The sequence below is a fragment of the Lewinella sp. W8 genome, from assembly GCF_004375085.3.
Classification (GTDB): Bacteria; Bacteroidota; Bacteroidia; order Chitinophagales; family Saprospiraceae; genus Neolewinella.
In genome coordinates this window covers 52,488-77,661 of sequence record NZ_SNAQ03000007.1, presented here as the reverse complement: position 1 = coordinate 77,661, position 25,174 = coordinate 52,488, and the positions used below count along the sequence as shown (strand labels likewise).

Sequence of the window (25,174 nt, the reverse complement as noted above, 5' to 3'; positions counted from 1 at the left end):
CCTTTCACAATTGCCAGAATCAGGAGCCATTTCGACCCTCTTAAGTAACGCTTTACTTCAGCCAGTCAAGCTGGCAGAGCTGTATGAAGCAAAGTTGGCCGCTACCGGACTTAAAAATTATCAAGTAGCCAAACTACTGGGTATAGATCGAAACTCGTTGGACCCCATCATTGCGGGTACCGCGATACAGCCAAGCCTGATAAACTTAATTAAAATTGGTGAGTTCTTGCAGATCAACCTTGAACAAGTGACTTCCGCGTTTTTGAGCACTAAATCAAGTAAAGAAATGGGCGATCTGGAAAAGGCTCGTAAGGCAACTTTCGTAGCGGAATACTTTGACTTACCCCGATTAAAGGAAGTAGGTTTCATCGAAAGGGTGGACGACATTGATCACATTGAGCAACGGCTTTGCACTTTCTTCTCACTACCAAATCTATTTGCCTACGAGAATATTCAGTCGAGTATTCTTTTCAGCCGTACGAAGAATCCCTACGATAACGTAATGATCGACTTTTGGATGAAGTCTTCGTATGGCTACTTTGAGTTGCTGCAAAACGATCATCCCTACGACCGCGAATTACTAAAAACAATAGTCGCAAAGATTCGGCCCTACACACGGCACGTGAAGACGGGGTTATTCACGGTAATCAAGGCCCTTTACAACGCGGGTGTCACGGTTATCTTTCAGAAGCACCTTAGCAAAACACAAATCCGCGGGGCAACAATCGTCGTAAATGACAAGCCTTGTATTGTCATCACTGATCTACGGAAGAACTACGCCACCATTTGGTTTGCGCTAGTCCATGAACTACACCATGTGCTCTACGATCTTGAGGTGATTCGGGACACAACTTTTCACCTGACCGGTGAGCCTGATCTCTTCCTTATTGAAGAACGGGCTAATGAATTTGCCCAAGAGATATTGTTCCCGAAGGAAAAACTCAAGTTCATCGCTCCGATGATTCATAACGAGGTAGTTGTCCAACAATTTGCGCATGAGAACGGTGTCCATCCCTGTATCATATACTCTTTCTACCAACATGAGATGGAGTTGCAAGGAAAGAATTTCTACGGTGCTTTCAAGGATAAGTTTCCGGATATAAGCAGCCTTTCCAATCAGTTAAACATTAACCTATGGAGTGAAGAATCCATAGAGGAATCTGTAGAAAAAGTAAGAACAACCCTTCAACTGAATTAAATATCATAAGAATGAAGAAGTCAAATACGAAAAAAGAAGTAGAACTTAGTCCGGAAGATTCGGAGCGGCGGGAGTTGTTTCAAAAGGCGGATGAAGAAGCCAGCAAAGAGCGGCAGTTGATGATTGACTTGGAAGGCAACGTTAGCTCCCAGCGAGAGATAATCATCACTGGTATGCAAACCACCGAGAACCCCGAGGAAAAGTACCGTATATACTATCTCGGCATCCAAAAGCTCCTGAAGGAGCACCTGCCTAAAGGCAAGAAGTACGAACAGTATCGAGAATACATCTACGACGAAAAGAACATTTTTCTTAATCGAGGAAAAGCCAAAGGACCCGATGGCGTACGCGGTGGAGACGGCCGGATGACCTACCAGCCGGACATGCAGCGAATTCTCGACGAAACAGTTAAGTGGATTATGTCCAAGGGCACGATGATCGACCTTTACGAGCGGTACTGGGATTTGAATGAAAGTTTCGACTATCCGCACCAAAGTAATCTCCTCGGGAAGTAGGCGTAATTCTATCGCTTCTACAAAACTTCCTCTGCACCTGCGGCCGCGCCCTCTATTCCGTCGTCACAAATACCGTCCCTACCCTACCTCCAACGGAGAAAACGGGAATCCCCGTGGTAGTCAGTCCGTCCTGGCGCAACCAGTTGATGGCTTCGTTGGTCACCGGCAGGTCGGGGTAAACGGCACTGACCATGCGGTTACGCTCGCGGGGGTTTGAGGTGTAGACGATACGGCCCACTCGGTCACTTACCACGAGGCTGGCGATGGCTTCCTCCGCCGCCAGGACATTGAGCATTTCCAGGACTTCTGGGGTAGCGTCGATCAGGAGCGAGCGACCGGCAATGGCGGCTAATTTGTAAATACCTCTTGTAGAAACGGTGCGGGCCGTATAGGTAGCACGGAAGACTTGCTCCGCATCGGGCGACTGAAAGGTGGCCGGTAGTAAGCCGTCAAAAATATCCTCCGTACCAGCCGATTCGGGCGTGGCCGCAGGTGCCGGGGCAGTTCGAGGATCAGGGGGAGTAGGAACGAGCGTAGACGAGGAATCCTGGACCAGAACCGTTTCCGCACGGGAGGAATCCACTACCGCCAAAGAATCTTGCCCGATCGGAGGTAGCGAATCGTACACGGGTAGGGCAAAGCCGAAAAGGCTGTCGGGTTCCTCCTTCTGGCTTACAGTATCCAATATCGTTGAATCCGGGGCTACCAGGGGAGGAATATCGAGCAAAGAGTCTTTAACCGCGGCGTAGTAGCCCGAGGAATCCAGCGGTTCGTCATATGTGGTGAAATAATTAGAAAAAGCGAATCCTGACTGTTTTTGATAGGTATAGAATGCACCGATCAAACCGATGATCAGCGTAATCAGCAGCGGCCAACGGTAGCGCCGCAGAAACGAGGGAGAAGTTTCTTTATCAGTTTCCATAAGTGATCACTAGATGGTTAGTAATGAGGCCCATTAGGCGAAAATATTTTCGTGGCCGGAATCAAGAACGAAGAGGCAGGAGGTATCCACAGCGGTGGCCACCTCCTGGTACTGCTGCATTGTTCTGCCGGGCGTTACCCCAAATAGGTTGATGTCGGCGGGCGGTGTATTATTCAGTTGCTCGGTAAAATCTCCTACGATTACAAGAGTTTCATCAATCGGGAGCCGAGCCAGTTCAATTACCTCTTTGAGAAACTTAGCGGCACTTTTCTTTGCGTCCGCATCTTCGATTACCGTAATAATGCGGACGTGGGCGTTATTCCAGTTAAGCTTTAGTTTATAGGCCAGCAATAAAGCGAGGTCTTGGGTTTGGTGTGCCTCAGCAACTTTCCATTTTGGCCCCTGCGGGCGAATCCAGACGTTGATGGTCTGTTGCTGCCCTAGCATAGCGCGGGGATGAGGAGCGTAAATGACGGCCCCGAGTTCTAGTCGTTCGGCTTCGGTAATTACCGGAAGGTAATCAGCTATGGTAGTTGGCGTTTCCAGTAAATTGAGGAATACGATGTTCGGCCGGAAGTAGGAAGCCATCAGGGCCTGGTTACCGAGGTTCACCCCATTAGCAAATGCTTCGGTTTGCATCATGGCTACGGAGGAATGCACATCGTCCTTGCGAAAAGCTCTGGACAGCAAGTGCAGCTTTTCCGCTAAATCTTTTCTTTTGCCAATGCCCTGCCCAATTCCCATCAGGACCGCACCACCTTTGGGGTACGCCAGATCTTTGATGATGGAAAAAGCTCCCTGAACGGTTGCCCCATCGGTAACGGGAACCAGGAGGTTAGGCTTCCAGGAACGCTCCTGGGGGTGGGCGTTTTCGGATGTTCGTTTGGCGGCCCACTCCGCGAAAGAGGTAAACAGACCACTACGTACATCTTCAAACTTGGTTTCGAGCTTGCGCCGGCTCAGCACCCCGTAGACGAAGATCATCAGCGCCCAGGAAACCAGACTGATGGTCGGGTTAATGATGAACATAGTGAACAGGGAGCCGATGAGACCAACGTAGGGTATGAGGGGATGAACGGTGAACTGAGGGCGGAAGCTGATGAGGCCCAACCGCTGCTCGATGATCACCACGATATTGAGCATGGCATAGGTGATCAGGAAGAACATGGTTACCAGAGGGGCCACAGCATTGAGGTCGCGCAGAAGCATCGTGGCGAAGATGAGGATGCCAGTAACGATCATGGCGTTGCGCGGCTGTCCTGCTTCGTCCTGGAATTCCAACCACTCCCCCTGCGGTAGTACCCGGTGCTGCCCCATGGCATACAGGATACGGGAAGAACCAATGATGGAGGCCAGGGCGGAGGAAAAAGTGGCACCTAATACCCCGGCGATGACAAGCGGCGGAAAGAAGGACCGCTCGATCATGATGTTGTAATTGTTAATCAATTCAGATTCTGAAGCGGAGCGGGCTATCCAGTAAGCCAAGACCATGTAGACAACAAAGCTTACGGCAATAGCCCAAAGCGTTCCGGAGGGAATGGACTTACGGGGATCTTCCAATTCGCCAGACATATTGGCTCCGGCCATAATACCCGTAGCGGCGGGAAAGAATACGGCAAAGACCAACCAGAACTTTTCGGATCCTTCGGCATCAACCCCCGCATAGGTGCCGAAACGAGCGGCTTCCGCCGAGGTGTATTGCATAGAGCCAAAACCGGCGGCAAAGGCGATGGAAACCAGCGAAAGGCCAATGATGCCCATGATGATGTACTGGGTTTTGATGGCCAAGTCAGCGCTTTTATAGGCGATGGCGTAGAGAAGGACAAATACGATTAAGTCGACCAAAAAGGCGGGATGTTGAGGAAAAATAGTCAGCCAACCTTCCCGAAAACCGAAGATGTACATGGTCACAGCAAGCCCCTGGGATATGTAGCGTGGAATCCCCAAGCTCCCTCCTACCTCCAGGCCTAATGCCTGAGAAATGATCGCGTAAGCACCACCTGCCCCTATGCGAGTATTAGTAGTAATTGAGGACATAGAGAGGGCCGTCGTGAGGGTAATGACGAAAGCCAGGATGATGATGAGCCAAGCCCCAAGTAATCCTGCGTTACCAACGACCCAGCCCAAGCGCAAGTACATGATAACTCCAAGAATAGTGAGCAGCGTGGGCGTAAAAACACCGCCGAAAGTGCCAAATTTTTTCATTGTCGCAGGGCCTCAATGGGTAGTAAAAAATGTAGAGTCTCTACAAAGAGTAAGGAAGTGAGATTGGTCACAAAAAAATGTGACCAAGTCGAAGGTTAATCCTATTTGTTGAGGTTAAACCAAGAAAACATGGAAGAGAATATCCTCTCAATCGGTACTACCGATAACGCTATCGTAGATCAAGCATGACCTTAATGGACAAAAGTCAAGCACATCAAACACTGGACCAATGCTTCTGTGGGGAATTACTGCCTGGAAGCTAAAAACGAGGTTTACTTCAGTCGCCGGCTTATTTTTACTATAGCTGCCGAGGATGGTAATGAAAGATTTGACCTAACGGAACAATACCTGGACGTTATGAAAGGACGCTTTTAGGGTCACCAGCTTTCCGGTGGCCGGGAGGTATCCGTTTCTTTCGGGAGATAGATGTTGAAGAAACAGAGGTAGTACAAGAATTCAAAGCGGAGCTCCCTATTGAGCCACAAATCCCTAATAGTTAGGCTATTTTGGATAAATACAAGGCTTATGTAGAGCCTAGATGCGGAGACCGGATAAGACTCTAAAAAGATACCCCGCAGAATTACCATGGAGTACTAGCCAACAATACAAAGTAAAGCTGCCTGATTTACTTTCTGTACAGTATTCGTCAAGTATTGTAGCCTTCTAACTCCTCCCCTACTCTATCCCCAGCTCCGACGCTAAATCCGGGTCCGTGGCCTTTAGGTTCCGCTCCAGCTCCGCAATTCTCAGCCGGAGCAGCTTATTAAGTTCCCTAGTTTGTTCGTCTGCGTCCTGTACCTGGTCGGCCATCCCTTCCCCGAAGGGACGCCCAGCGCCCTTGGCCAGATCAACCAACACCAGGTCATCCAGGGCCACGTTGAAGTGCTCGGCCATTTTCACCAGGGCTTCGATGCGGGGTTGGTTCTGACCGTCAACGTACTTCGAAGCTTGCTGGTTCGAGACGCCTAACAGCCTCGCCAGATCAGCCTTCCTCATTTTTTTTTGATGAAGGAGATATTCCAAATTACGGCTTAAGTACACTAAAAATCAGGATTTAACGCATGAAATAAAAACCAATAATGAACTACAGGTTGAAATAAAAATCAACTATTAGTTGATAAAATCAATCCAAATGGCATAAATTTGGTTTGTCATTGGAACTAAACTTCCGTAAAAGTAAATCTTTCAGCGGTTTTTAAAAACCTGAGGTGCAATTATGCAACCTACGGGAACACTGCCGAATTGCCCGCACGGAGCCAGTGACTACATCATAAACCTACAAAAAGTTCAGCTCATGGCTCCCTCCTACCCCACCTTATCTCCGGTTAAGATTACCCTGGAACGATGGCTGCAGGACAAGGCCGAAGCCGCAGGCTTTCCCTTCGAGGAACTTGCCCGTCGCGCCGGAATGACGCCCAATAAGCTGACCATTTGCCTGCGGAAGCCGGAAAATGCCTATCCCCAGGAAGTCCGGGGACTGGCAGAATCCCTTGGCCTTCACTGGTACCACGACCTGGTCACGAAGTGGGGCTTCGGTAAGCGCCGGCTCCGACTGGAGGACCTAACCCGCTTCGCGGCGGAAGAAGGAATGGAGTTTTGCCTGATCATGAAGAATGCCGCGTAACCATGAGTGCCACCATGAACACTGCGCCCATCGCGCCCACCATCAATAACGAATATCTGGCTAACCTTTTGGTCCGGCAGATCGAGCTCCTGGAAGAGCAAAACCGCCTCCTGCGCAAGGAGAATAGCGAATGGCTTTCCGGAGACGAAGCCGCCGAAATGCTGGGGAAAGTCCCCAACGCCAGTGGCCGTCACCTCGACGTGCTGCGGTACCTGCGTAATCATCCCAAGAAGTACCTGAGCACCTTTGGCCAGCTGCGGCCCTACACTTACCTCCGGGAGGAAGTGCAGGAAGTACTCCGCCTAGTGAAGGCCGGTCGGCTTGTCCTACCGTAGGCTCTAACCGGCATAGACAACCTCTTATGGCGATGCCTTTGGCAGCATCGCCAGCACCCAATATTGACCTCAGCAGCGCGGAACCATTCCAAAGCTGTAACCATATTTTTTTTCATCAAATCAACTTCCGTGATTATCGTCAAACCCGCAAAATCATATCGCTTGCTGGAAGAAGCCTTCCGCCACCAGAACGCCGGTAAGCCACCGGGTAATCGCTTGAAGAGCGGGCACCTGGAAATGATGAAGGTGATCATTCGCCTCTGGCAAAAAGAAACGGGAAAATACCAGCAACAGGGTTACCGGGCCACTCCCCGGAGCACAAATACGCTGCGGACCCTGCGCACGAACTCCAAACAGCTCCATAAGATGACCCACCGCTGCGTCCGGACGGTTCGCAACCTGCTGAATCGCCTGGAGGACTTTGGGTGGCTAAAAAAGACGTTCCACGGCAGCAACGCCAGCTTTGAGCTGGCCATCAACCCGGACCTGCTGTATTTGCAGGACACCAACGCCGAGAACGCCGGCAACGTAGCCGGAAAATTTGACAATCCACTACCCAGCCTACGGCAATTTTTGCCGCATACCCTATCACGGGTAACCAGACAAGTAACCAATAAATTAAATGAATTAGGCTCCTTAGCCTCGGATGATGAACCCGCAACTGCTTCGGCCGCTCCTTCGCCTTCCGCAGACGGGAACCAACCGGAAATCAAAGCGGGTTACCACCCCAGCAGCGAAGACCCGCCACGCAAAAAGCAGGCTACCCTCCCCCTCCAAAAAAGTTCCGCGAAAAAAGTTCCCCCACCCCAGCGGCCCGATACCATGGAGGAAGTAACCGCACACCTTCGTGAGCGCGACCGGCAGCGGCTCCCCCGCCACCTGGAGACCGTCTGGCGGTACGCCTTTAGTGAGCTGGCCGAATGGATGCCCGGCTACCTGGTGCCCTCCGAAGTTACCCGGGGACGAGTCGCCCTGGCTGAGTTCTTCGTCTACGGAAACCCGGCCAGCTGGAATGCGGCCACCGAAGAGTTCCTGCATCGAATTGACCTTTTCGTCGGTGAATGTGAGCGACGGACGGCGGCGGGCAAGAAAGCCTTTATCGTCATCCCTTCTCTCTGGTTCGACATCCGGAACCCCAACGGCTTCGCCCGCAGCAAAGGGTGGTTCAAGACGGAGCAATCAAAGCGAAAAGAATGGAACATCCGCTCGGTGATCGGTAAACAGTTGACCAGGTACCGTCGGGCGCAGGATAGCGTAAGCGGGAATCCGGAAGAAACCCTTCGCAGTATCCGGCAATACCTGGAGAAGCGCGGTGGCCCGGCCCTCTTTGCGCGCTTTACGGCAAAACTTAATGCAGCGGACAGCAGCCTCGCTGGCGCGTAAATACTTCTCCATGTCAAACCTTACTTCCAATAATCCCCGCAAGCGCACCCGGCCCCGGGGTCAGGACCGTCCGAGTTCGGCGGGCAACCTGAAAATGGCGTACCGGTACCATATCCATAAAGCCAGTGGCCCCTACTACATCTGGGCGGACAAACGCTGGAAAGGCGACTTCCTGCGGGAACTCAACCAACTCAAAGCCGCCCGCAATCGCTGTGATCGCAAACCGGGCGGAAGCGGTGTCGCCTGGGCCGAAATCTACGACTGTACCCACGGCAAACAAGGGCCCGTGGTCGCTACCTGGAAAAACGGAGAGTGGCACTCACCAACAAACTAAATCCAAAAACGCCCCACCCCACTACGGGGACGGAGCGTCCTAATTCACGGTCGGGCGGCTACGTTTCGAAGCAGCGCCGCCCGCCACAAACTCAAAACAAAGTTATGGGAAACCTTTCAAAAAAGATTACATCCACCAGCCAGTCGGTGGCCGCTGATGCCATCACGGCCACTTTTCACCTCACCATGCGAATCATTAACGCGGCGCTCACCTTTGCTTTTGGCTTCACCTACGGCGGCGATTTCTTTCCCACGGGCCACCCTACCCTTTCCGCTTCCCTGGGCGCACTGACCTTCGTAGCCATTTACGACTACGGAGCGTACGGATGGGATGCAGCCGGCAAACGAACGTCGCTCAGCATCCGACAGCTGAACATCACCGGTAAGATGTCCCGCGCCTCGATGTACTGCTCCACCCTGCTCAGCGTGGCATTTTTATTGCTGACCACTTCCCTGGTTGATTTGTCCAGTATTCACGACACCATTGGACTGATTGCGGTCCTGGGCACCGGGGTTTTGCTGGCCTGTCACTTCGTTTTCATTTTCGCCTACCTCCGGGCCTCCCCGGCGGCCGTGGAGGCCCAACAGAACGCGGAACTCCGGGGCTGTATCGAAATGGCCTACTCCCTACGGCGCAAAGAAATTGCCGATCAAATGCAGGCGAAAATTCAGGACCGGATGACGCAACACCTAGACGAATTTGCGGAACAGGAAGCCTCCCGCGAATGGAACCGCTTTGTGACGGACATGGGCTATGGCGGCGTGGCCGCAGGTGCCAAGGAAGAAACTAAGGAGCCATCTAACCCGCAACCCACCCCTTCCCCACCCGCTGCCGATGCAGCGGAGCAAGAGTTCATCGACTACGAAGAGCTAAAGGGAAACGCCCGCGCCGCCCAGGAGCAGAATCTGAACATGGCGGCAGGCTAACCCAAAAGCACCACGGGTGCCTGTACTGTGGTTATCACTTCCCGAGAAGCAATTCTCGCCAGCGGTACTGTCTCAACCACCGGGAAGCCCGCTACAAGCATCAAGCAAAACTTGCGTCGGTCACGGTCAAATAACTGACCATCAAGCACCTTAGGGTGAAACCTGAATACTACGTGGCCCAAACACATATCAGCTCTTTTTGCCACTCTATCCCCCTTCTCCGGCTTTTCCGGAGAAGGGGTTTTTCTTCCGAAAAGTGGCCGCTGATCTGCTTGGTCAGGCATCAAAACGCTGTGCACTGGCAAAATAAGCTGGAACCCCAGCAAACATTAGGGGTTTTGGGCTAAAGTGAACCAAAAGTAGACCTAAAGTGAAGCTAAAGTTGAGCTAAATTGAAGCTCCGTTAAGGCTTAAGGTGCAAAGCATTACTTAAAAAATGCCCGGTCGGCACTGAGCGTGGCCAACTGAATTCCTCCCGCCAGCAGGTAATGACGTAACGTAGCCTCGTTCTTCCAGCCCCCCAGTTGCATGATCTCAGAAATGGGCACGCCATCGAGGAGTAGGTTAGTGGCCGCACTCCTCCGTGCGGTGTGGGTGGTCACCAGGGCGGACTTCGGCGTAAAGCCATCACCGCCGCTGGCCATGTTGGTATTGATGCCCGCCAAGGCGGCAATGGTTTTGAGCTTCCGGTTGGAGTCCTGGTTGGCACCACCGGAAAGGTCGTACTGACGTTTCTCCAGGATCTCCAGCACTTCCGGTTTCACGGGCACAAAGCTCTCACTGGCCGTTTTCTCGGCGACATTCCGGTAGAAGATCCGGCCATCGTGCCGCACGATGTTGCCCCGGGAGATATTTACACTATCGCCGTACCGCAGCAACAGATAATAGGAGACAATGAAGCGGTCGCGCTCCTTGGCGAGTGCTTGCTGCCCCCTGAGGTTGAGCCCCGCCATGAGGCTGATTTCCTCCTTAGTTAGGTAGATCTTCTTTTTCGCGGGTACTCGGGTACCCGAAAACGCCCGGAGCTGAAAGGCGGTATTGTCGTGCAAGCCCAGCTCCAGCGCAAGGCGCATGAACTTCTTCAATATCCGAATGTGCTTGCTGGTGCCGGCGGGTCCGCAGCCGCTCCCCATCAGGTACTGCTTCAACTCAGTGTATAGCGTAAGATCCACGTCGTCAAACGCAATGTCCGTCCGGTGGGTGACTGCGGCAAAGCCGCTCAATCGCTTTAAATGAGACTTATACTGCTTGATGGTATTGAGGGCGATGTTATGTAGCCCCCGTTCGCACTCGTCGATGTGGCCAGCGATAAATCGCAGCAGGGAAGTTTCTAGTCCGGCCGCCTGGGTTAGGATGCTTTGCTTGAGCCGTTCCAGTTGGACGTTGGTCTTAATGGAGATGGAATCTTTTTCCAACAAACGGCCCTTGTCCTTATCCCAATTTTCCGGCGTGGCGTAAAAATCGGTTTTGCGATAGTGCTTTTTGCCCCCGTCCTGCACGTAGATTTTGATGTTACAGCTACCGTCGCGACGTGGTTTATAGGTCCAGAGAATTGCCTTCACCCGCATGGTCAGAAATTTAGCTTGAGGTTAGAATAAGGTTAGAAAGGCATGACGTTTAGCGTGAAGAACAAACAATTATAGTGAAGTTTGGGGCAAATAAAAAAACCCGCAACCCTTATGAACTAAGGATTGCGGGTTAGACCACCAACAAATTGTTGGCTAGAAGTGGTCTCGGGTGGAATCGAACCACCATCCCAGGCTTCGGAGACCTGTATACTATCCGTTGTACTACGAGACCGGACCTTTGCTTAACGGCTGAACCCAAAGATAGGTTGCACCGAAAGCGGGGCAAAAGTAGTACAACGTTCGGACATGCGCAAGGCGCAGGGCAAGGTTTAATCCTCCAAGCTACTGGCGAAGATTTCTACCTCGTTGTCGACGGGTTCGAGGCTCTTCAGGTAGGCGAACATGGCCTTGAGGTCCGTTTCGGTCATTCCGGCGTACATGGTCCAGGGCATGAAGGTCTGGAAATCACCGGCGGCGATGGTGGGCGACACGTAGGAGGAGTCGGCGTACTGCTTGAAGCGGGTCACGAACTGGCTTTCGGTCCAATTACCGATTCCGGTGGTGGGATCGGGAGTGATGTTGGCCGAGGTGACGACGGAACCATCGGGTAGTGGAAAATTCATGCCGCCGGCGAAGGGCTCGCCGACGAAGGTTCCCTTTTCCTGGTTGGTGTGGCAGTCGTAGCAAGCGCCGGCGGTGACGAGGTACTTACCGTAGGCCAGCTGGTCGGAGGGATCCGGCCGGGGAGCAAAACTGGCGGGCTGGGGAATGGTATTGATGATGAAGTTGACGGGGAAGTCGAATTCACTCGGAGCCGTTTTGTTTTCTACCGGGGAGACTGTCCGGAGGTAGGCGATGACCGCCTCGATGTCTTCCCGGTCAAGCTTAGCGTAGCTTTGGTAAGGCATGACGTTAAAAAGGGCCCGCCCATCTTTACTAACCCCAGTGGTGATGGCCCGGAATATCTCTCCGTCGGTCCAATCGGCCAGTGCGGCGGGGGTGATGTTGGGGGCCACGAAGTGACCGGGGAAGCCGGCCTCCCGGGGGAAAACTTCTCCGCCCATACCCAGCGTGCCCTCCTCGGGCGGCCCGCCAAATTCCGCCCATTGGCGTTTACCGTGGCAGTCCATGCAAAGCATGACGTTATTGGCCAGGTATTTTCCTCTTTCTACCTGCTCCGGGGTGCCTTCTACGGTCAGGTCGGGGGGAGGTCCGACGTTGGGCAGGGCCGTAGAAACGTAGATCAAAACAGCCGCCAGGGCGACGACCAGAAAGCCGGCCAGCCCCAGCGCAACGCGCAAGATGGTTCTTTTCATAATGGGTTAGATTGGTGGTGAGGTAAGCGAGGTGAGTGATTTAATTTCGGCGTTAAAGACGAAAAAGTCCACTCAAATCCACAAAACAGGTATTTCTACGGGGTGATCTTCGTACGATTCGGGTCAAGAACCCCCTTGCGGTACATCATTAGGGTCCCCGGCCCCAAACCTCCGGTTTGGTTTTGCGTTCTTTGCGTGGATAAAAGAAAACCTTCCATGCCCCGACTTGCCCGATTTACCCTGCTGGGTCTGTTCCTCACTACTTTGCTTACTGCCTGCACCTTCGTGCAGGATCGCTACCCCACCCTTCCTCCCGGTCCCTACCGGGGCACGTTGGAACTGGAGTTCAACCCCATCGTACCCAACCCTAAGGGCGCTCCCCTCCCGGAGAAGGTCAACCTGGAGTTTGAGGAGGTGACCGAAGGGGTGCTGCCCTTCAACTTCACCGTCGTGTACGAAACCGACACCACCTTCCGCATCGACATCCAGAACGGTGAGGAGGTTATTACCGTGCCCGCCGAACACATCGTTTTCGGGCGGGATCAGCAGGCGGGCCGTGATACCATCCGGATCGACTTTCCGGTGTACGACACCCACATTAGCGCCTACCACGAAGAGAACGTGATTGAAGGTGTCTGGGTGGTACACTACCGGGATGATTACCGCATTCCCTTTAAGGCCTACTTCGGCAAGGACTACCGCTTTACGCCCCTCCGCAAAACGCCCACGGAGGACGTCAGCGGTACCTGGGCGGTGACCTTCGTAGACGAAGAGGAGACCTTCCCGGGCATCGCTGAATTCCAGCAAAACGGCAACGAGCTCCGCGGAACCTTCCGCACAGAGACGGGAGATTACCGCTACCTGGAGGGTACGGTACAGGCGGACAAAGTATACTTGAGCGTGTTTGACGGGAGCCATGCCTTTCTCTTTGAAGCCAAGCTGGACGAAGCGGGCGCCCTCAAAGGATCCTTCCGCTCCGGCCGCCACTACATTGCTTCCTGGACGGCCGTCCGGGATGAGAACGCCACGCTGACCAGTCCCGACGCGCTCACCGAAATGCGGGAGGACATCCCCCTGACGTTCAGTTTCGCCACTCCGGAGGGTGAAACCATTTCCCTGGAGGACGAACGCTACGTCGGCAAACCCAAGCTGGTGCAACTCATGGGGACCTGGTGCCCCAACTGCCGCGATGAAGCCGAGTTCCTGAAATCCTACCTGGCCGAGAACGAGGTCGGTGACCTGGAGGTGATCGCTCTGGCCTTCGAGCGCTACGGTGCAGAGGACGAACGTAGTCGGGAGGCCATCCGCCGGTACCGGGATAAAATGGACATCCCCTGGCCAATTGCCCTGGCGGGATCCGAAGACAAGGCGGCCGCCGGTGAGGCCCTGCCCATGCTGAACAAAATCATCAGCTACCCTACCCTCCTATTCGTGGATCGCGACAACCGGGTTACCCGCATCCATACGGGTTTCAACGGTCCGGCCACCAGCAAGTACGAAGACTTCAAACGCAGCTTTGACGCAAGCATCGCCGAATTAACCGCCAGTCCTCAGTAGCATGGAAATCACCAAATCGAACAAGACTGCCCTTTTGGTCGGGGCAACCGGACTGGTGGGCGAGCAATTGCTGAGTCAGCTGCTGCACCACGAAGCCTACGGTAAAGTCGTTGCCCTGACGCGAAGGAAAATCCACCTGGACTCCGACAAGCTGGACAACCGGATCGTAGACTTTGACGCACTGGAAAAGGAAGCGGGTAAGATCAAGTGCAACGACATCTTCATCGCTCTGGGAACGACGATCAAAAAGGCCGGGAGTCAGGAAGCTTTTCGGAAAGTGGACCACGACTACATACTGAAGGCGGCCCTAGTGGCCAAGGCCGGCGGGGCAAACCAGTGCCTGTTGGTGTCCGCCGCCGGAGCTTCAGCGGATAGCCTCATTTTCTACAACCGCGTAAAGGGGCAAACGGAGGAGGCAATCGAGGAGATCGGATTTTGGGCCACCCACATCTTCCGGCCCGGCGTACTGGTTGGCGACCGGGAAGAGTTTCGCCTGGGGGAGCGCATCGGCATTGGGGTAAGTAATTTCCTGCGGGGCATCAGCCCCGGCATCCTGGGGGATTACAACCCCACCCAGGTGGACGTGCTGGCCGCGAAAATGATTGCCGCCGCCCAGGGCGTCCAGCCCGGAGTGCACGTGCACGGGGCGCGGGAATTGCTGTAAAGTGAACACAAAGCATCCTCAATTTTTCCTGCAGAAAGCGAAGGATGATCGCGCGAGTCGTCAGGCGAACTTTATATTGACTGCGTCAGAAATAAAGAATTCGTCGGACGCCCACTATGATAAATAGTAGCTAAATGCTTTCACCTTCTATTTGAACCCCTCACGGAACCTCCATGAAAATGAATAGAGCGGTACCAAGTTGCCTTGATACCGCTCAACAGATTTAGCATCGCCATCTCCAATTACATTTCCTTAATGTGGTAAGGTGGGCTCACAATTTGGGATGACTCACATAAAGTTTAAAGAACGGGATGCCCGCGCTTTACTGTAGTTTATAAATCTTGAACTTACCGTTAGCGGCGTAATACAGGCGGTTGCTACGGTAGTCCACTTCGTACAGGGGAGTCTTGTCGTCGAAGCGGAACTTGTTGACTTCTTCTCCCGTGTTTTTATCCACTTTGAAAAGGGTGAGTCCTTCCTTGCCGTCGCGGGCGAAGAAGAAGGCGAAGTCATCGTCGACGCGGCCGTTGACCTGGCGGTCGGTAGCGTAGCCCATGCCCACGTCTCCGGCGGAACTCATGGCATCCATACGGTCACCCCATCGCTGGGCGGCCCCCTGAATATCGCCAGTTGTCGCAACGCTTTCGAGCATGTTGTAGGATTGGGCGCCAGCGTAGGCAGCTCCTCCGGCGGCGGTGGCGATTCCGGTCAGGGTCCGGAGGGCCGCCGTGGGATCAGGGTACCATTCGTCCTTACGTTCGGAAAATCCTTTATCGGCATCGTAGTCCATGAGGACGTAGCCCCGGTCGTTGTAGAGGAAGTATCCGTTCTCGACTTTATCAAAGGCGGCCATGCCCTTTTTAAGGCCAAACATTTTCCGTTTCAGGACCGGCTTTTCGCCACCGAGCTCCAGTACGGAAATGATGAACTGGGGTTTACCGATGCGGGTTCCCTCGGTGGGGACGGTCGTGGCAAAGGCGATGCGGTCTTCTTCGGGAATAATCCACTCGAAGTTGTGGCGATCGCTGCGGAAGCCCTTACCCACTTCAAAGTATCCGTTGTAGAAGGTTACGTCATGCATCCCGATGCGCTCGGGCTCCGGAGCTTCCGCCACCATTCCCCAGAGAAATCCTTTGGGCTCCTTCTCCAGTTTCTCGGCCTTTTTCCACTTATCCTCGCCAGAAACGGGGTCGACGAGCATCCGCTTGTTTTTGAAGTAAACCATCAGCCCCTCGTCTTCGAATTCGACGTTAACCACGCCCTTTTCTTTGTAGCCCTTCTTCCAACGGCCATCGCCCTTGGTATCGGTGTAGGAGAAGATGTTCATTCCCTCGTCGTGGACGACCAGGAATCCGTCGTCGTAGGGAGTAACGTAAAGCACGTTACCGTCCAGTTTCTTTTCCTTTTTCCAGACGCTCTGTCCGGTTTCCGTATCAATCAGGTGCAGTTTCTTACCAAACTTGCGGGGTCCTCCACCGGTGCCGGAAACGTCCATCAGTCCGCCGAGGCCACCGCGCTTTTCGGCAACCACCATCCGTGAGCCACCCTTATTGGTGAAAAGGTAGCCGGCGTTGATTTTTTCGTTCCACTTGAGGCTGCCGCTTTTGAGGTCCACCAGGGCCAGATACTTACCGTTGGGATACACCAGGTCTCCGGCGGAATTGAGCTGGGGCTGCAGGTCACGATCGCTAAAATCCGCCCCGCCCTCGGAACCGGCCTGAGACAGGCCCGAGGCTTCCCGCAACTGTACGTCCCATTCCTTCCGACTCTCGAAGGGATTGATGCCATATAGGTAGATGGCCCCCTTACCGCCGATTTCCAGCAGCATGAGATCCCGTTCGGGAATAACGTAGTAGGTGCGCAGGATGCGCAGATCGCGGTCGCCACCATCGAAGATGACCTTACCGTTGACGACGTTGAGCAACGTTCCGCTGGCGAAGACCAGGGGGGTATTGGGGATTTCGTCGAAGTCGCGGGTGGCACCGTCCTCACTGGTGGCTTCGGTCAGGGCGGCACCCGAATTCCGTTCCACGGACCACAGAATCGTTCCGTCCTTGGGGCTCAGACCGATGTACTCCTTCATCGTCTGCAGTACGGGGATTCCGGTGGTGGTATGAACGAAGATGGACTTACCGTTGGCATCTACGTCCGTTTCGGCGAGGGGCTCAACGACCTGGGCCGTGGCTACGGAGAATCCGCAGACCATGAATAATAGGGTTAATAGAGTTACTCTCATTTATAACTTTTTTGATTACAATTGCTTATTTTTTAAGCATAACAATGCGAATGTAGAACAAATCTCTCCTTTGACCAAGAATATCCTCTTTTAATTTTCCCCACGCACTGGCTGCGGCGGATAAGCTACGGGCCACCACATATCTTTGTGGTCCGCAGAAATCTTGCCTCAGGCAATGCGCCTCATTTCTTTACCCTGCACCTGCGGTATCGCCACAATCAAAATTGTTGCTCCTGCTGCCGGATCATTACTTCATAAATTCCTTCCATGATTTCCCTTCCCAAACTCAAGCATACGGACACCGATAACTTTTTCCTCATCGCCGGGCCCTGCGCTATTGAGGGAGAGGACATTGCGATGGAGATTGCCGAACGGGTGGGAGAAATCACCGACAAGCTGGGTATTCCCTACATTTTCAAGGGAAGCTACCGGAAGGCCAATCGCAGCCGGATTGACAGCTTTACGGGAATTGGGGACGAGCGGGCGCTTAATATCCTGGGAAAGGTCGGCCAGCAATTCGACCTGCCCACTACCACCGACATCCACGCCGACGCAGAAGCGGCCATGGCCGCCCAGTACGTCGACGTACTGCAGATTCCGGCTTTCTTGTGCCGACAGACCAACCTACTGGTGGCTGCGGCCGCCACGGGAAAGGTGGTCAACATCAAGAAGGGACAGTTTTTGAGTCCGAGTGCCATGTCCTTTGCCCGCCAGAAAGTCCTTGACTCCGGCAACGATCAGGTATGGCTTACCGAACGGGGCGCCACCTTTGGTTACACCGACCTGGTGGTTGATTTTCGGGGAATTCCGACCATGCAACAGCTAGGAAGCCCGGTCGTCATGGACTGTACCCACAGCCTCCAGCAACCCAACCAGAGCAGCGGGGTAACCGGCGGAAAGCCCGCCATGATTGAGACCATCGCCCGTGCGGCAATTGCCGTTGGGGCCGACGGTATCTTTATGGAAACGCACCCCAATCCTTCGGTTGCCAAGAGTGATGCGGCCAATATGCTGCCCCTGGACCAGTTGGAGGGCATCCTGGTCAAGCTCCTCCGAATCCGGGAAGCGATTCGCGGGTAGCGCTTGTTTGGACTTTAGTAATCGACCTCCATTTGGCCTTTTTTGGCGCTGATTGCGTTGGAAATATCCTCATGTAGCGCTGCTAGACTCCGGTATTCCCGCCTTACCAGCACCAAAAAATGCTCAAATCCGGCCAGAAAACCAAAATTCAAATTAGCGCTTCAGTTCGTCCTTATTTTCTGCTAGCTCCTTCAGCCGAAGCCTGACGATCTCATCATCGTCCACTTCCCCCATGAACTCCTTCATGAAGGCGGACAGCTCTTCGGGCTTTTGCGTCCCGATCAGGATCTTGCTACCGTTTTTGAGCTTCAGTTGCAGGCCACGATTGCCCTGCATGTTGAAGGCGATTCCGCCGGGGCCGATCCGGTACCCCCAGCCACCGAACTCTCCGATGGGAGAATAGCTCCTTACTTCCGCGGACTCAATTTCCGAACGGAAAATCCGTTTGCGGCCGAAGGGCCAGAACCGGGCTTCGATGCCATCCTCGGTGATGGTGGTGCGGAGTTCAATCAGGGCCAAAAGGATCGAAATAATTGCGGTCACCCCTACCCCGACAATGCCGGGCATAAGGTCTCCCTGTTCCAGGAAGGCCTTCCATCCCGCCCAGGCCGTAAAGCCCAGCACCCCAATCATGATAAGCCAAAGCCACCACTGGTTAAATTTTTGGGATTCGCGAAATTCCATCCGTATAACTTTTGCATGCAAGAACGTCCAGGAGATTAAAATCTTGTGTATTTTGTCCACCCGGTCGGGCGGAAATTACACTCCTATTCAATAGAAAACAAGTGTAGCTAGGTAGAAGGGGGCCGTCCTCCGGGGCTCCAGGTTCCATCTTCAAAGGGATCCAGGGGAGGAAAGCCCCCGAAGAATTCGAAGATGCGTTGGCGCTCCCCGGGGTCATCAAAGCCCGGCCGGCGGGATCGGTACACCTCGGGAAAGAGCTCCCGAATTCCCGCCAGCAGCACCAGACAGTCGCAGAGCGTTAGAAAAAGGTCATTGAATGCTTGTTCCTCATAACACTCCAATAGAATGGTGATGGCCGCGATGGTTCGGGCCAAGGCCAGGTGGGTTAGGCGGGCATTGAGTACGTAGGGCCGATGTTTTTTCCCGTAGCGAGACATATGCTTGCGCGGGATACTTCGGCGGTAATTCGGTGCAATCATGGGCAGGTACCAGGCCAACGTCCGTACTGCCTGAACTTCCGGGCGCTCAAACTGCCCCTGCTTGAGTAGGGGACGCAGCCATTCAACGTCCTCAAAGCGCCGAACGAGCCGGGAGACCTTTTTGGCCAATACTTTAAGCTGCGCGACGGAGAGTCCGGGAGAAAAGGGAAGCTCCCGGTTAACGCCGTACCCTAGCTTGCCGAGCTGATGTCCGTACTGGTCAAGGATGCCCTCCAGCCGCACCAAATAATCACTAAACGGCCCGCTGAGTGCAGGGAAGCTGACCGGAACCTGATCGTCCACCGCAAACCCGTGATCACCATCGGAGGTGGTCATCAGGTCACAACCATCCGTGAAGGGGCAGCGCTGACACCACCGATTACAATAATTTGATACGGTTTCGATCGGGGAGATCATTTATTGGAAAAGCTCAAGATAGGTGCCTTTCCAATAGAAACTACTCCGAGTTCTTCCGTCCGTCAGGATACCAAGCTGTGCACGTAAAATCCAGGAAATTTCTGGTATGCATGCGCAAATTCAGACTCCGCCGTCCTACTAAACGTACTGGTTGAGGATATTCTCGTAGAGCTCCTGCTTACCGCTGGTCTGGGGGGGCTCCCCTCCATTCCGTCCGATTTGGGCGAGGGTTTCCAGATCCATGCTTCCGCTTTCGTAGGCTTGACCATCTCCGTCATCGAAGGTGCTGTACCGTTCTTTGCGCAGACGGGGGTAGGCCGAAGAGCTGAGAATTTTGTCGGCGGCCAGTAGGGCCCGGGCGAAGCAGTCCATCCCGCCGATATGGGCGTGGAAGATGTCTTCCAAATCAGTGGAGTTCCGTCTGCGTTTGGCGTCAAAATTCACGCCGCCTCCCTGCAGGCCACCGGCTTCCAGGATCACCAGCATGGCTTCGGTGAGCTCGGGCACGTTGTTGGGGAACTGATCGGTATCCCATCCGTTCTGGTAGTCTCCGCGGTTAGCGTCAATGGAGCCCAGTAGTCCCTCCGCCCCGGCCACGGCCAGTTCATGCTGGAAGGTGTGCTGCGCGAGGGTGGCGTGGTTCACCTCGATGTTGAGCTTAAAGTCGTCCATCAGGTCGTACTTCCGCAGGAAGCCCGCCACGGTGGCGGAATCAAAATCGTACTGGTGCTTGCTGGGCTCAAAGGGCTTCGGCTCGATGAAGAAGGTCCCCTCGAATCCTTGCTTTCGGGCGTAGTCACGCGCCATGGTCAGGAAACGGGCCAGGTGGTCCACTTCCCGGCCGTAGTCCGTGTTGAGCAGGCTCATGTAGCCCTCACGGCCACCCCAGAAGACGTAATTTTCTCCTCCGAGTTTGATGGTCGCATCGATGGCGTTCTTCAACTGGGCGCCCGCATGCGCCACCACCCGAAAATCCGGGTTGGTACTCGCTCCGTTCATATACCGGCGGTGGCTAAACAGGTTAGCCGTCCCCCAAAGTACTTTGATGTCAGTACCCTTCATTTTTTCGGCCAGGTAGTCGGTCACGGCGTCCAGGCGACGGCCGAATTCTCCGATTCCTTCGTCGCCCTCATCTACGAGATCGACGTCGTGGAAACAGAAGTAGTCCAGTCCGAGCTTGTCCAGAATTTCGAAACCGGCATCCACCTTGTCCTTCGCCCGCTGTACGGGGTCGGGATTGGCATCCCAGGGAAAGTCAACCGTTCCCGGACCAAAGGGGTCTCCTCCGGCATTGCAGAGGGTATGCCACCAGGCCATGGCGAATTTGAAGTGCTCGGCCATGGTCTTGCCGGCCACCACCCGTTCTTTGTCGTAGTGTTTGAAGGCAAACGGGTTGTCGCTCTCCGGGCCTTCGTAACGGATGGTGGGAATATCATTAAAAAAGGTGGGCATAATCGTAGATTCTTTGTCTTTGGCTGCCAAATTAGGACAACCTTGGCAAAGAAGCTCCCTTACCCGAAAATGCAATCGTTTGGGATTTTTGAAAGGGCAAAAAAAAGTGAAAAATGGTGCTTTTCACGCCCGCAGGCAGCCCTATTTGACGTCTTCCTGCTTAGGAATTGCCCCGGTAGCCTGTCCGAAAAAGAAAACGAACTGCTGCATTTGATTGGCCAGCTCCGTATTCTGGGTGGCCCGGTGGTAGGTATCCGCCAGTCCGCGCAGGGTCTGGTACATGAAGCGGTCCATTTCCACCACCTGCATGTCTTTGGTCCACAGATCAATCTTCATGGTGTCCTTGGACTGCTCGTCAAAAAGGGATAACAGCATCCCCTTACACGCCTGGGCGGGTACCGGATTATCGCTGGCCCGCCACTTAAGCTCCACGGGAAGCTTTTCCTCGTTTAACCCTACCTCAACGGAAATCGTGGAACGTTGCTTTACCTTTTCTTTGGCCATGGTTGGAAAATTTTCGCAAAGGTACGGATTGGGGGAGAGTATGATTTGAGGGGCCAAAGATTAGTGAGGATTGAAAAGGTTGCACCCCGAGCAGTCAAGCGAAGCAAGCAGTCCCCGGATATGCCGCGAAAAATCGGCAGCACATCAATCCTTCATCCTGAATCCTTCATCCTGAATCCTGATACCTGAATCCTTGAGCCTAACGCCTCGCTCCTCTCAATGCCGACTCCCCTTCCAGGTGCCGCCGTAGCGATAGTAGTCGCCCCGTTGGTGTTTGCGGCAGCAGGCTTCGCAGACGAAAATCCAGATTTTACCCTTCCGGATTTGCACGCGGTACATCACGTCGTGGTCCGTTTTACAGGTGGCGCAGGTTTTGGTCTTCATTGCATAAGTTTTGTCCGGGGGCTATCGGATCAGTTTCAGTTGGTAGATATCCGTCCTGCGGTCCCGAAGATTATGGACGGAGCCATGCTCGTGCAATTCCTTGAGGAGGTCCAGGTCAACGTCGGCGACCAGGATCATTTCCGTGTTCGGAGTGGCTTCGGCCTTGACGCCGTTACTGGGAAAGGCAAAATCACAAGGGGTAAAGACCATCGACTGGGCGTACTGAATGTCCATATTATGCACCTTGGGTAGGTTCCCCACGGATCCGGCGATGGCTACGTAGCATTCGTTTTCGATCGCGCGGGCCTGCGCGCAGTGCCGCACCCGACTGTAACCGTTTTGGGTATCCGTCAGGAAGGGCACGAAGAGAATGTCCATGCCCGCGCCGGCCAGCAGCCGGCTGAGTTCCGGGAACTCGACGTCATAACAGATCAGGATGCCGATCTTACCGCAGTCGGTATCGAAGGTCTTCAGGCCACTTCCGCCGGTCATCCCCCAGACCTGGGCCTCGTCGGGCGTGACGTGCAGCTTATAGAATTTCTCCAGCGTTCCGTTGCGGCGACAGAGATATCCCACGTTATAGAGCTTACCGTCTTCCACCGAGGGCATGGATCCGGTGATGATATTGATGTTGTAGGCCACGCTGAACTCGGAGAACTTCTTTACGATCGGCTCGGTGAATTCGGCCAACTTCCGGATGGCCTCCGGTTCCGGCAGATCGTTGAACTCGGCCATCAGCGGCGCATTGAAGAATTCGGGGAAGAGGGCAAAATCGGAGCGGTAGCTGCTCACCGCATCGATGAAGTATTCCGCCTGTTCGAGGACGTCGTCCAGTCCGCGGTAGGGCCGCATTTGCCACTGGACCAGTCCGAGGCGGACGACACTTTTGGGTTGCCGGGGCCGCTTACTCGGGGCGGTGTAGAGCACATTATTCCACATCAGGAGCGCGGCGAATTCCCGACTGTGTTCGTCTCCCTCTAGGTAGCCCCGGACGATCCGGCGCACGTAGAAATCGTTGGCGAACTGGAAGTTGAGCACCGGATCGTGAATTTCCCGGTCCTTCACCTTCTGGATGTACTGGCGGGGCGACATTTTGGCGGCGTGCTCGTGGTAATTCGGCAGCCGGCCACCGAAGAGGATACCCTCGAGATTCATCTCCTCACACAGCTCCTTGCGGTAGTCGTACATCCGGCGGCCAAGCCGCAGCCCCCGGAACTCGGGTTTTACGAAGACGTCGATGCCGTAAAGGATGTTTCCTTCCGGGTCGTGGGTACTGAAGGAGTAATCGCCCGTAATTTCCCGGTAGGTATGCTGGTCATCAAAATTCTCGTAGTTCACCACGATGCTCAGGGCACATCCCGCCAGGTTACCGTTGACCCAGATGGCCACCTGTCCGGGAGGAAAAATCTCGATCAGCCGTTGAATCTCGTGTCGTTCCCAGGCAGAATCCGGCAAGACCGCGTAGGCTTCTTCCATCAGGGCCTTCAGTTCGCGATATTCCTGGATGCCCAAAAATTTCAGTTCGACTTTTTCAATGTTGGCGTTCGGAACGACGGGGTCGCTGGAGGGGTGAGGCATGGTGGGATAGAATTGAATTTATTTCGGAGAACAAATCAGGGGGAGTAAAGGTGCGGAAGTTGGGGTGTTAGTCTGTTGGTGCGTTAGTCTGTTGGTTCGTTAGTCTGTTAGTTCGTTAGTAGGGAGGCCAACTTTAAAAGAAGAGAGTAACCGTGTAACCGGGCGCAGCGTTCGTTGGGACGATCAGTTGCCGGCAATCCCAGGTTCGAAGACTGATCGGGATGAAGGATTCAGGATGAGGGCGCCGGAGCGCAGGTGCAGTGGCATTTGGACTTAGGGCAAAGCATTTTGGAAAAGGTGCATTTTACAAATCCCCGGATCCCGTTTCTTTTTTGCGCAAATCTTTGCACCTGCGTCCGCGCCCAAGTGCTATATCCGGACTTCGTCGCCGTGTATTAAAATCGGCGATCCCTAAAAATTACGCTACTGGGGGACATGAGAAGAGAATTTGGACCTGCTTAAGCACCTTCGGAGTCTTCGGGGAAATCCTGTTTCGACACCAGTTGCCCCTGCTCGTAGTGGGCGATCTGCTTCGGGCTACCGTTGGGATAAAATTGCTTCCGCGGGCCGTGCAATTTCCCCGCATGATAGTTTTCCACCAGGGTGGGCACTCCCTCCCGGGACCGTTTTACTTCTCCGTGCTTCACGCCGTCCTGATACTCCTCCCGGAGGACTTCGACACCTTCCCTCAGTTTAAGTTCGACCAATCGATATCCGTTGCCATCCTTCAGGGTTTGTTCGCCACCCGGCAACCAAAATTGCTGGACGCCCAGTGTAAACCGCCCAATGTATTCACCGATTAATTTAGGCTTGCCGTCGGGGTAATATTCTTTGACTTCACCGACGCTGTACCCTCGTTCATCCTGATATCCCTCCCTGCTCACCTGCCCGTTGGGGTACTGACCGCCCGTCGGACCGGCAACCTTATTTCCGTCCTGGTCGCAAAGTCCGTAATAACAACTTCCGTCTTCCCGGTAACTGACTTCCCGCCATACCCCAGGCTCACCGGTTTGCGAGCGGGTTTTGGTCAGTTTCCCTTGCTCGTTCTGGATTTTGGTTTCCACCAGGCCCCCCCGTTCGTATTGGGCGGACGCCTTCAGGGCTCCACCGGAAAAGTACTCTTCGTACGTTCCGTGGAGCTGCCCCTGATGAAAGGTCCCGCGCGACTGAAGTTCCCCCGCACGATAAAATCCTTCCAGCGTGCCGGAGGTATCTTCCCGATAGGTCTGCCCGTTTTGGGCGGTAAAGTAGCGGGAGCCGGTGCTTCGGACGAGAGCAACCAGGCGCGCAATTGTTCCGGATTTGGTTCGGTAAAACTCCTCATCCAGCGCATCCAGGCCACCCTGCCCCGCGTAAAACGCGGGATTAAACCATCCCCTCCACCCCCGAAGTTTTGCCTTCAGGAATTGCCACCAGTTTTTGCGGTATTCTTTTTCGGCCCGCAGGAATAAATCGGCCATATCGGGCTCTCCCAACGCCCGTAAACCTTCGATCGCCGGACTTAAGTACTTCCCGTAGCCGTTGCCGAATAACTGAACGAATCCTCCATTATCGACCTGTCCCCAGATGATATCAAAATAAAAGATCGTGCGCTGTTCGGGGGTCAGTTGCCGTAAATTTTCCTCCTCGGCCCCATCGGTCAGTACGAACTCAATTAAAAGTCCTCCATATCGACCCAGGGCAAGGGAAGGAGCTTCGGCGAAGAATTTAGGGACGTTAATTTCTGGCAAAAAGTGGGTCGGGGAACTCGGGTTCGGCGGCATTAGGTGATTGCTTAATTACTGGCGATGCAAAGATTCAAATCGGCAGCAAA

The 25,174-nt window shown here is 54.0% G+C and carries 23 protein-coding genes and 1 tRNA gene; 10 read left to right on the top strand and 14 right to left on the bottom strand.

Annotation, left to right across the window (positions count from 1 at the left end):
* The first annotated feature begins 10 nt into the window (after nucleotides 1-10).
* Together E1J53_RS09635 and E1J53_RS09630 are read left to right on the top strand one after the other, a co-directional pair.
* Nucleotides 11-1,198 carry an ImmA/IrrE family metallo-endopeptidase gene (locus tag E1J53_RS09635; RefSeq protein WP_134272716.1) on the top strand — a complete coding sequence of 396 codons (1,188 nt, stop codon included), beginning with the start codon at nucleotides 11-13 and terminating at the stop codon, nucleotides 1,196-1,198.
* Between the two features lie 11 nt (nucleotides 1,199-1,209).
* Nucleotides 1,210-1,713, top strand: coding sequence for a hypothetical protein (locus E1J53_RS09630; RefSeq protein ID WP_134272715.1), 504 nt, complete (start codon nucleotides 1,210-1,212; stop codon nucleotides 1,711-1,713).
* Nucleotides 1,714-1,765: 52 nt separating this feature from the next.
* Here the strand turns inward: E1J53_RS09630 and E1J53_RS09625 are convergent, their stop codons facing one another.
* The 3 genes from E1J53_RS09625 to E1J53_RS09615 all read right to left on the bottom strand — a co-directional run bounded on the left by E1J53_RS09625 (nucleotide 1,766) and on the right by E1J53_RS09615 (nucleotide 5,881).
* Nucleotides 1,766-2,635: a hypothetical protein gene (locus tag E1J53_RS09625; protein WP_134272714.1), complete on the bottom strand. Its 870-nt coding sequence runs from the start codon at nucleotides 2,633-2,635 to the stop codon at nucleotides 1,766-1,768.
* A 33-nt stretch (nucleotides 2,636-2,668) separates the two neighbouring features.
* Nucleotides 2,669-4,840 carry an amino acid permease gene (locus E1J53_RS09620; RefSeq protein ID WP_134272713.1) on the bottom strand — a complete coding sequence of 724 codons (2,172 nt, stop codon included), beginning with the start codon at nucleotides 4,838-4,840 and terminating at the stop codon, nucleotides 2,669-2,671.
* Between the two features lie 675 nt (nucleotides 4,841-5,515).
* Nucleotides 5,516-5,881, bottom strand: coding sequence for a helix-turn-helix domain-containing protein (locus E1J53_RS09615; RefSeq protein ID WP_368671744.1), 366 nt, complete (start codon nucleotides 5,879-5,881; stop codon nucleotides 5,516-5,518).
* Nucleotides 5,882-6,134: 253 nt separating this feature from the next.
* Here E1J53_RS09615 and E1J53_RS09610 point away from each other — a divergent pair, with 253 nt between their 5' ends.
* From E1J53_RS09610 to E1J53_RS09590, 5 genes are all read left to right on the top strand, one after another.
* Nucleotides 6,135-6,464 (top strand): hypothetical protein, encoded by a 330-nt coding sequence (locus tag E1J53_RS09610; RefSeq protein ID WP_134272711.1) that lies wholly within the window; start codon nucleotides 6,135-6,137, stop codon nucleotides 6,462-6,464.
* Nucleotides 6,465-6,466: 2 nt separating this feature from the next.
* Nucleotides 6,467-6,799 carry a hypothetical protein gene (locus tag E1J53_RS09605; RefSeq protein ID WP_134272710.1) on the top strand — a complete coding sequence of 111 codons (333 nt, stop codon included), beginning with the start codon at nucleotides 6,467-6,469 and terminating at the stop codon, nucleotides 6,797-6,799.
* A 129-nt stretch (nucleotides 6,800-6,928) separates the two neighbouring features.
* A complete protein-coding gene (locus E1J53_RS09600; protein ID WP_134272709.1) occupies nucleotides 6,929-8,182 on the top strand; it encodes a hypothetical protein in 1,254 nt (417 codons plus the stop codon).
* A gap of 10 nt (nucleotides 8,183-8,192) precedes the next feature.
* Nucleotides 8,193-8,516, top strand: a complete 324-nt coding sequence (locus tag E1J53_RS09595) for a hypothetical protein (protein ID WP_134272708.1) — start codon at nucleotides 8,193-8,195, stop codon at nucleotides 8,514-8,516.
* A 104-nt stretch (nucleotides 8,517-8,620) separates the two neighbouring features.
* Entirely contained in the window at nucleotides 8,621-9,442 is an 822-nt protein-coding gene (locus tag E1J53_RS09590) for a hypothetical protein (protein ID WP_134272707.1), read from the top strand.
* Nucleotides 9,443-9,867: 425 nt separating this feature from the next.
* Here the strand turns inward: E1J53_RS09590 and E1J53_RS09585 are convergent, their stop codons facing one another.
* From E1J53_RS09585 to E1J53_RS09575, 3 genes are all read right to left on the bottom strand, one after another.
* Complete coding sequence (locus tag E1J53_RS09585; RefSeq protein ID WP_134272706.1) at nucleotides 9,868-11,010, bottom strand: phage integrase SAM-like domain-containing protein; 1,143 nt, start codon at nucleotides 11,008-11,010, stop codon at nucleotides 9,868-9,870.
* A 160-nt stretch (nucleotides 11,011-11,170) separates the two neighbouring features.
* Nucleotides 11,171-11,242, bottom strand: a tRNA-Arg gene (locus E1J53_RS09580).
* 97 nt (nucleotides 11,243-11,339) lie between these two features.
* A complete protein-coding gene (locus E1J53_RS09575) occupies nucleotides 11,340-12,326 on the bottom strand; it encodes a c-type cytochrome (RefSeq protein ID WP_134272705.1) in 987 nt (328 codons plus the stop codon).
* 216 nt (nucleotides 12,327-12,542) lie between these two features.
* Here E1J53_RS09575 and E1J53_RS09570 point away from each other — a divergent pair, with 216 nt between their 5' ends.
* Nucleotides 12,543-13,883 (top strand): TlpA family protein disulfide reductase, encoded by a 1,341-nt coding sequence (locus tag E1J53_RS09570; RefSeq protein ID WP_134272704.1) that lies wholly within the window; start codon nucleotides 12,543-12,545, stop codon nucleotides 13,881-13,883.
* Nucleotide 13,884: 1 nt separating this feature from the next.
* The gene (locus tag E1J53_RS09565; RefSeq protein WP_134272703.1) at nucleotides 13,885-14,547 is read left to right on the top strand and encodes an NAD(P)H-binding protein; all 663 of its coding nucleotides are present in this window, start codon (nucleotides 13,885-13,887) and stop codon (nucleotides 14,545-14,547) included.
* A 322-nt stretch (nucleotides 14,548-14,869) separates the two neighbouring features.
* Here the strand turns inward: E1J53_RS09565 and E1J53_RS09560 are convergent, their stop codons facing one another.
* Entirely contained in the window at nucleotides 14,870-16,783 is a 1,914-nt protein-coding gene (locus E1J53_RS09560; RefSeq protein ID WP_134272702.1) for a PQQ-binding-like beta-propeller repeat protein, read from the bottom strand.
* Nucleotides 16,784-17,050: 267 nt separating this feature from the next.
* Between E1J53_RS09560 and kdsA the strand changes: the two genes are divergently transcribed.
* Nucleotides 17,051-17,863: a 3-deoxy-8-phosphooctulonate synthase gene (gene kdsA, locus E1J53_RS09555; RefSeq protein ID WP_134272701.1), complete on the top strand. Its 813-nt coding sequence runs from the start codon at nucleotides 17,051-17,053 to the stop codon at nucleotides 17,861-17,863.
* A gap of 153 nt (nucleotides 17,864-18,016) precedes the next feature.
* On the opposite strand, the gene E1J53_RS09550 is transcribed toward kdsA, so the two are convergent.
* The 7 genes from E1J53_RS09550 to E1J53_RS09525 form a co-directional block, all read right to left on the bottom strand.
* Complete coding sequence (locus E1J53_RS09550) at nucleotides 18,017-18,547, bottom strand: hypothetical protein (RefSeq protein ID WP_134272700.1); 531 nt, start codon at nucleotides 18,545-18,547, stop codon at nucleotides 18,017-18,019.
* Nucleotides 18,548-18,654: 107 nt separating this feature from the next.
* Nucleotides 18,655-19,443 carry a hypothetical protein gene (locus tag E1J53_RS09545; protein WP_134272699.1) on the bottom strand — a complete coding sequence of 263 codons (789 nt, stop codon included), beginning with the start codon at nucleotides 19,441-19,443 and terminating at the stop codon, nucleotides 18,655-18,657.
* Between the two features lie 138 nt (nucleotides 19,444-19,581).
* Nucleotides 19,582-20,895 (bottom strand): xylose isomerase, encoded by a 1,314-nt coding sequence (gene xylA / locus E1J53_RS09540; RefSeq protein WP_154640170.1) that lies wholly within the window; start codon nucleotides 20,893-20,895, stop codon nucleotides 19,582-19,584.
* 141 nt (nucleotides 20,896-21,036) lie between these two features.
* Nucleotides 21,037-21,399, bottom strand: a complete 363-nt coding sequence (locus E1J53_RS09535; RefSeq protein WP_134272698.1) for a gliding motility protein GldC — start codon at nucleotides 21,397-21,399, stop codon at nucleotides 21,037-21,039.
* Nucleotides 21,400-21,615: 216 nt separating this feature from the next.
* Complete coding sequence (locus tag E1J53_RS23950) at nucleotides 21,616-21,783, bottom strand: hypothetical protein (protein ID WP_173021421.1); 168 nt, start codon at nucleotides 21,781-21,783, stop codon at nucleotides 21,616-21,618.
* 21 nt (nucleotides 21,784-21,804) lie between these two features.
* Nucleotides 21,805-23,361 carry a carbon-nitrogen hydrolase family protein gene (locus tag E1J53_RS09530; protein WP_134272697.1) on the bottom strand — a complete coding sequence of 519 codons (1,557 nt, stop codon included), beginning with the start codon at nucleotides 23,359-23,361 and terminating at the stop codon, nucleotides 21,805-21,807.
* Between the two features lie 458 nt (nucleotides 23,362-23,819).
* On the bottom strand, nucleotides 23,820-25,124 hold the full coding sequence (locus tag E1J53_RS09525; RefSeq protein WP_134272696.1) for a DUF4375 domain-containing protein: 1,305 nt from the start codon (nucleotides 25,122-25,124) through the stop codon (nucleotides 23,820-23,822).
* Between the last annotated feature and the right edge of the window lie 50 nt (nucleotides 25,125-25,174).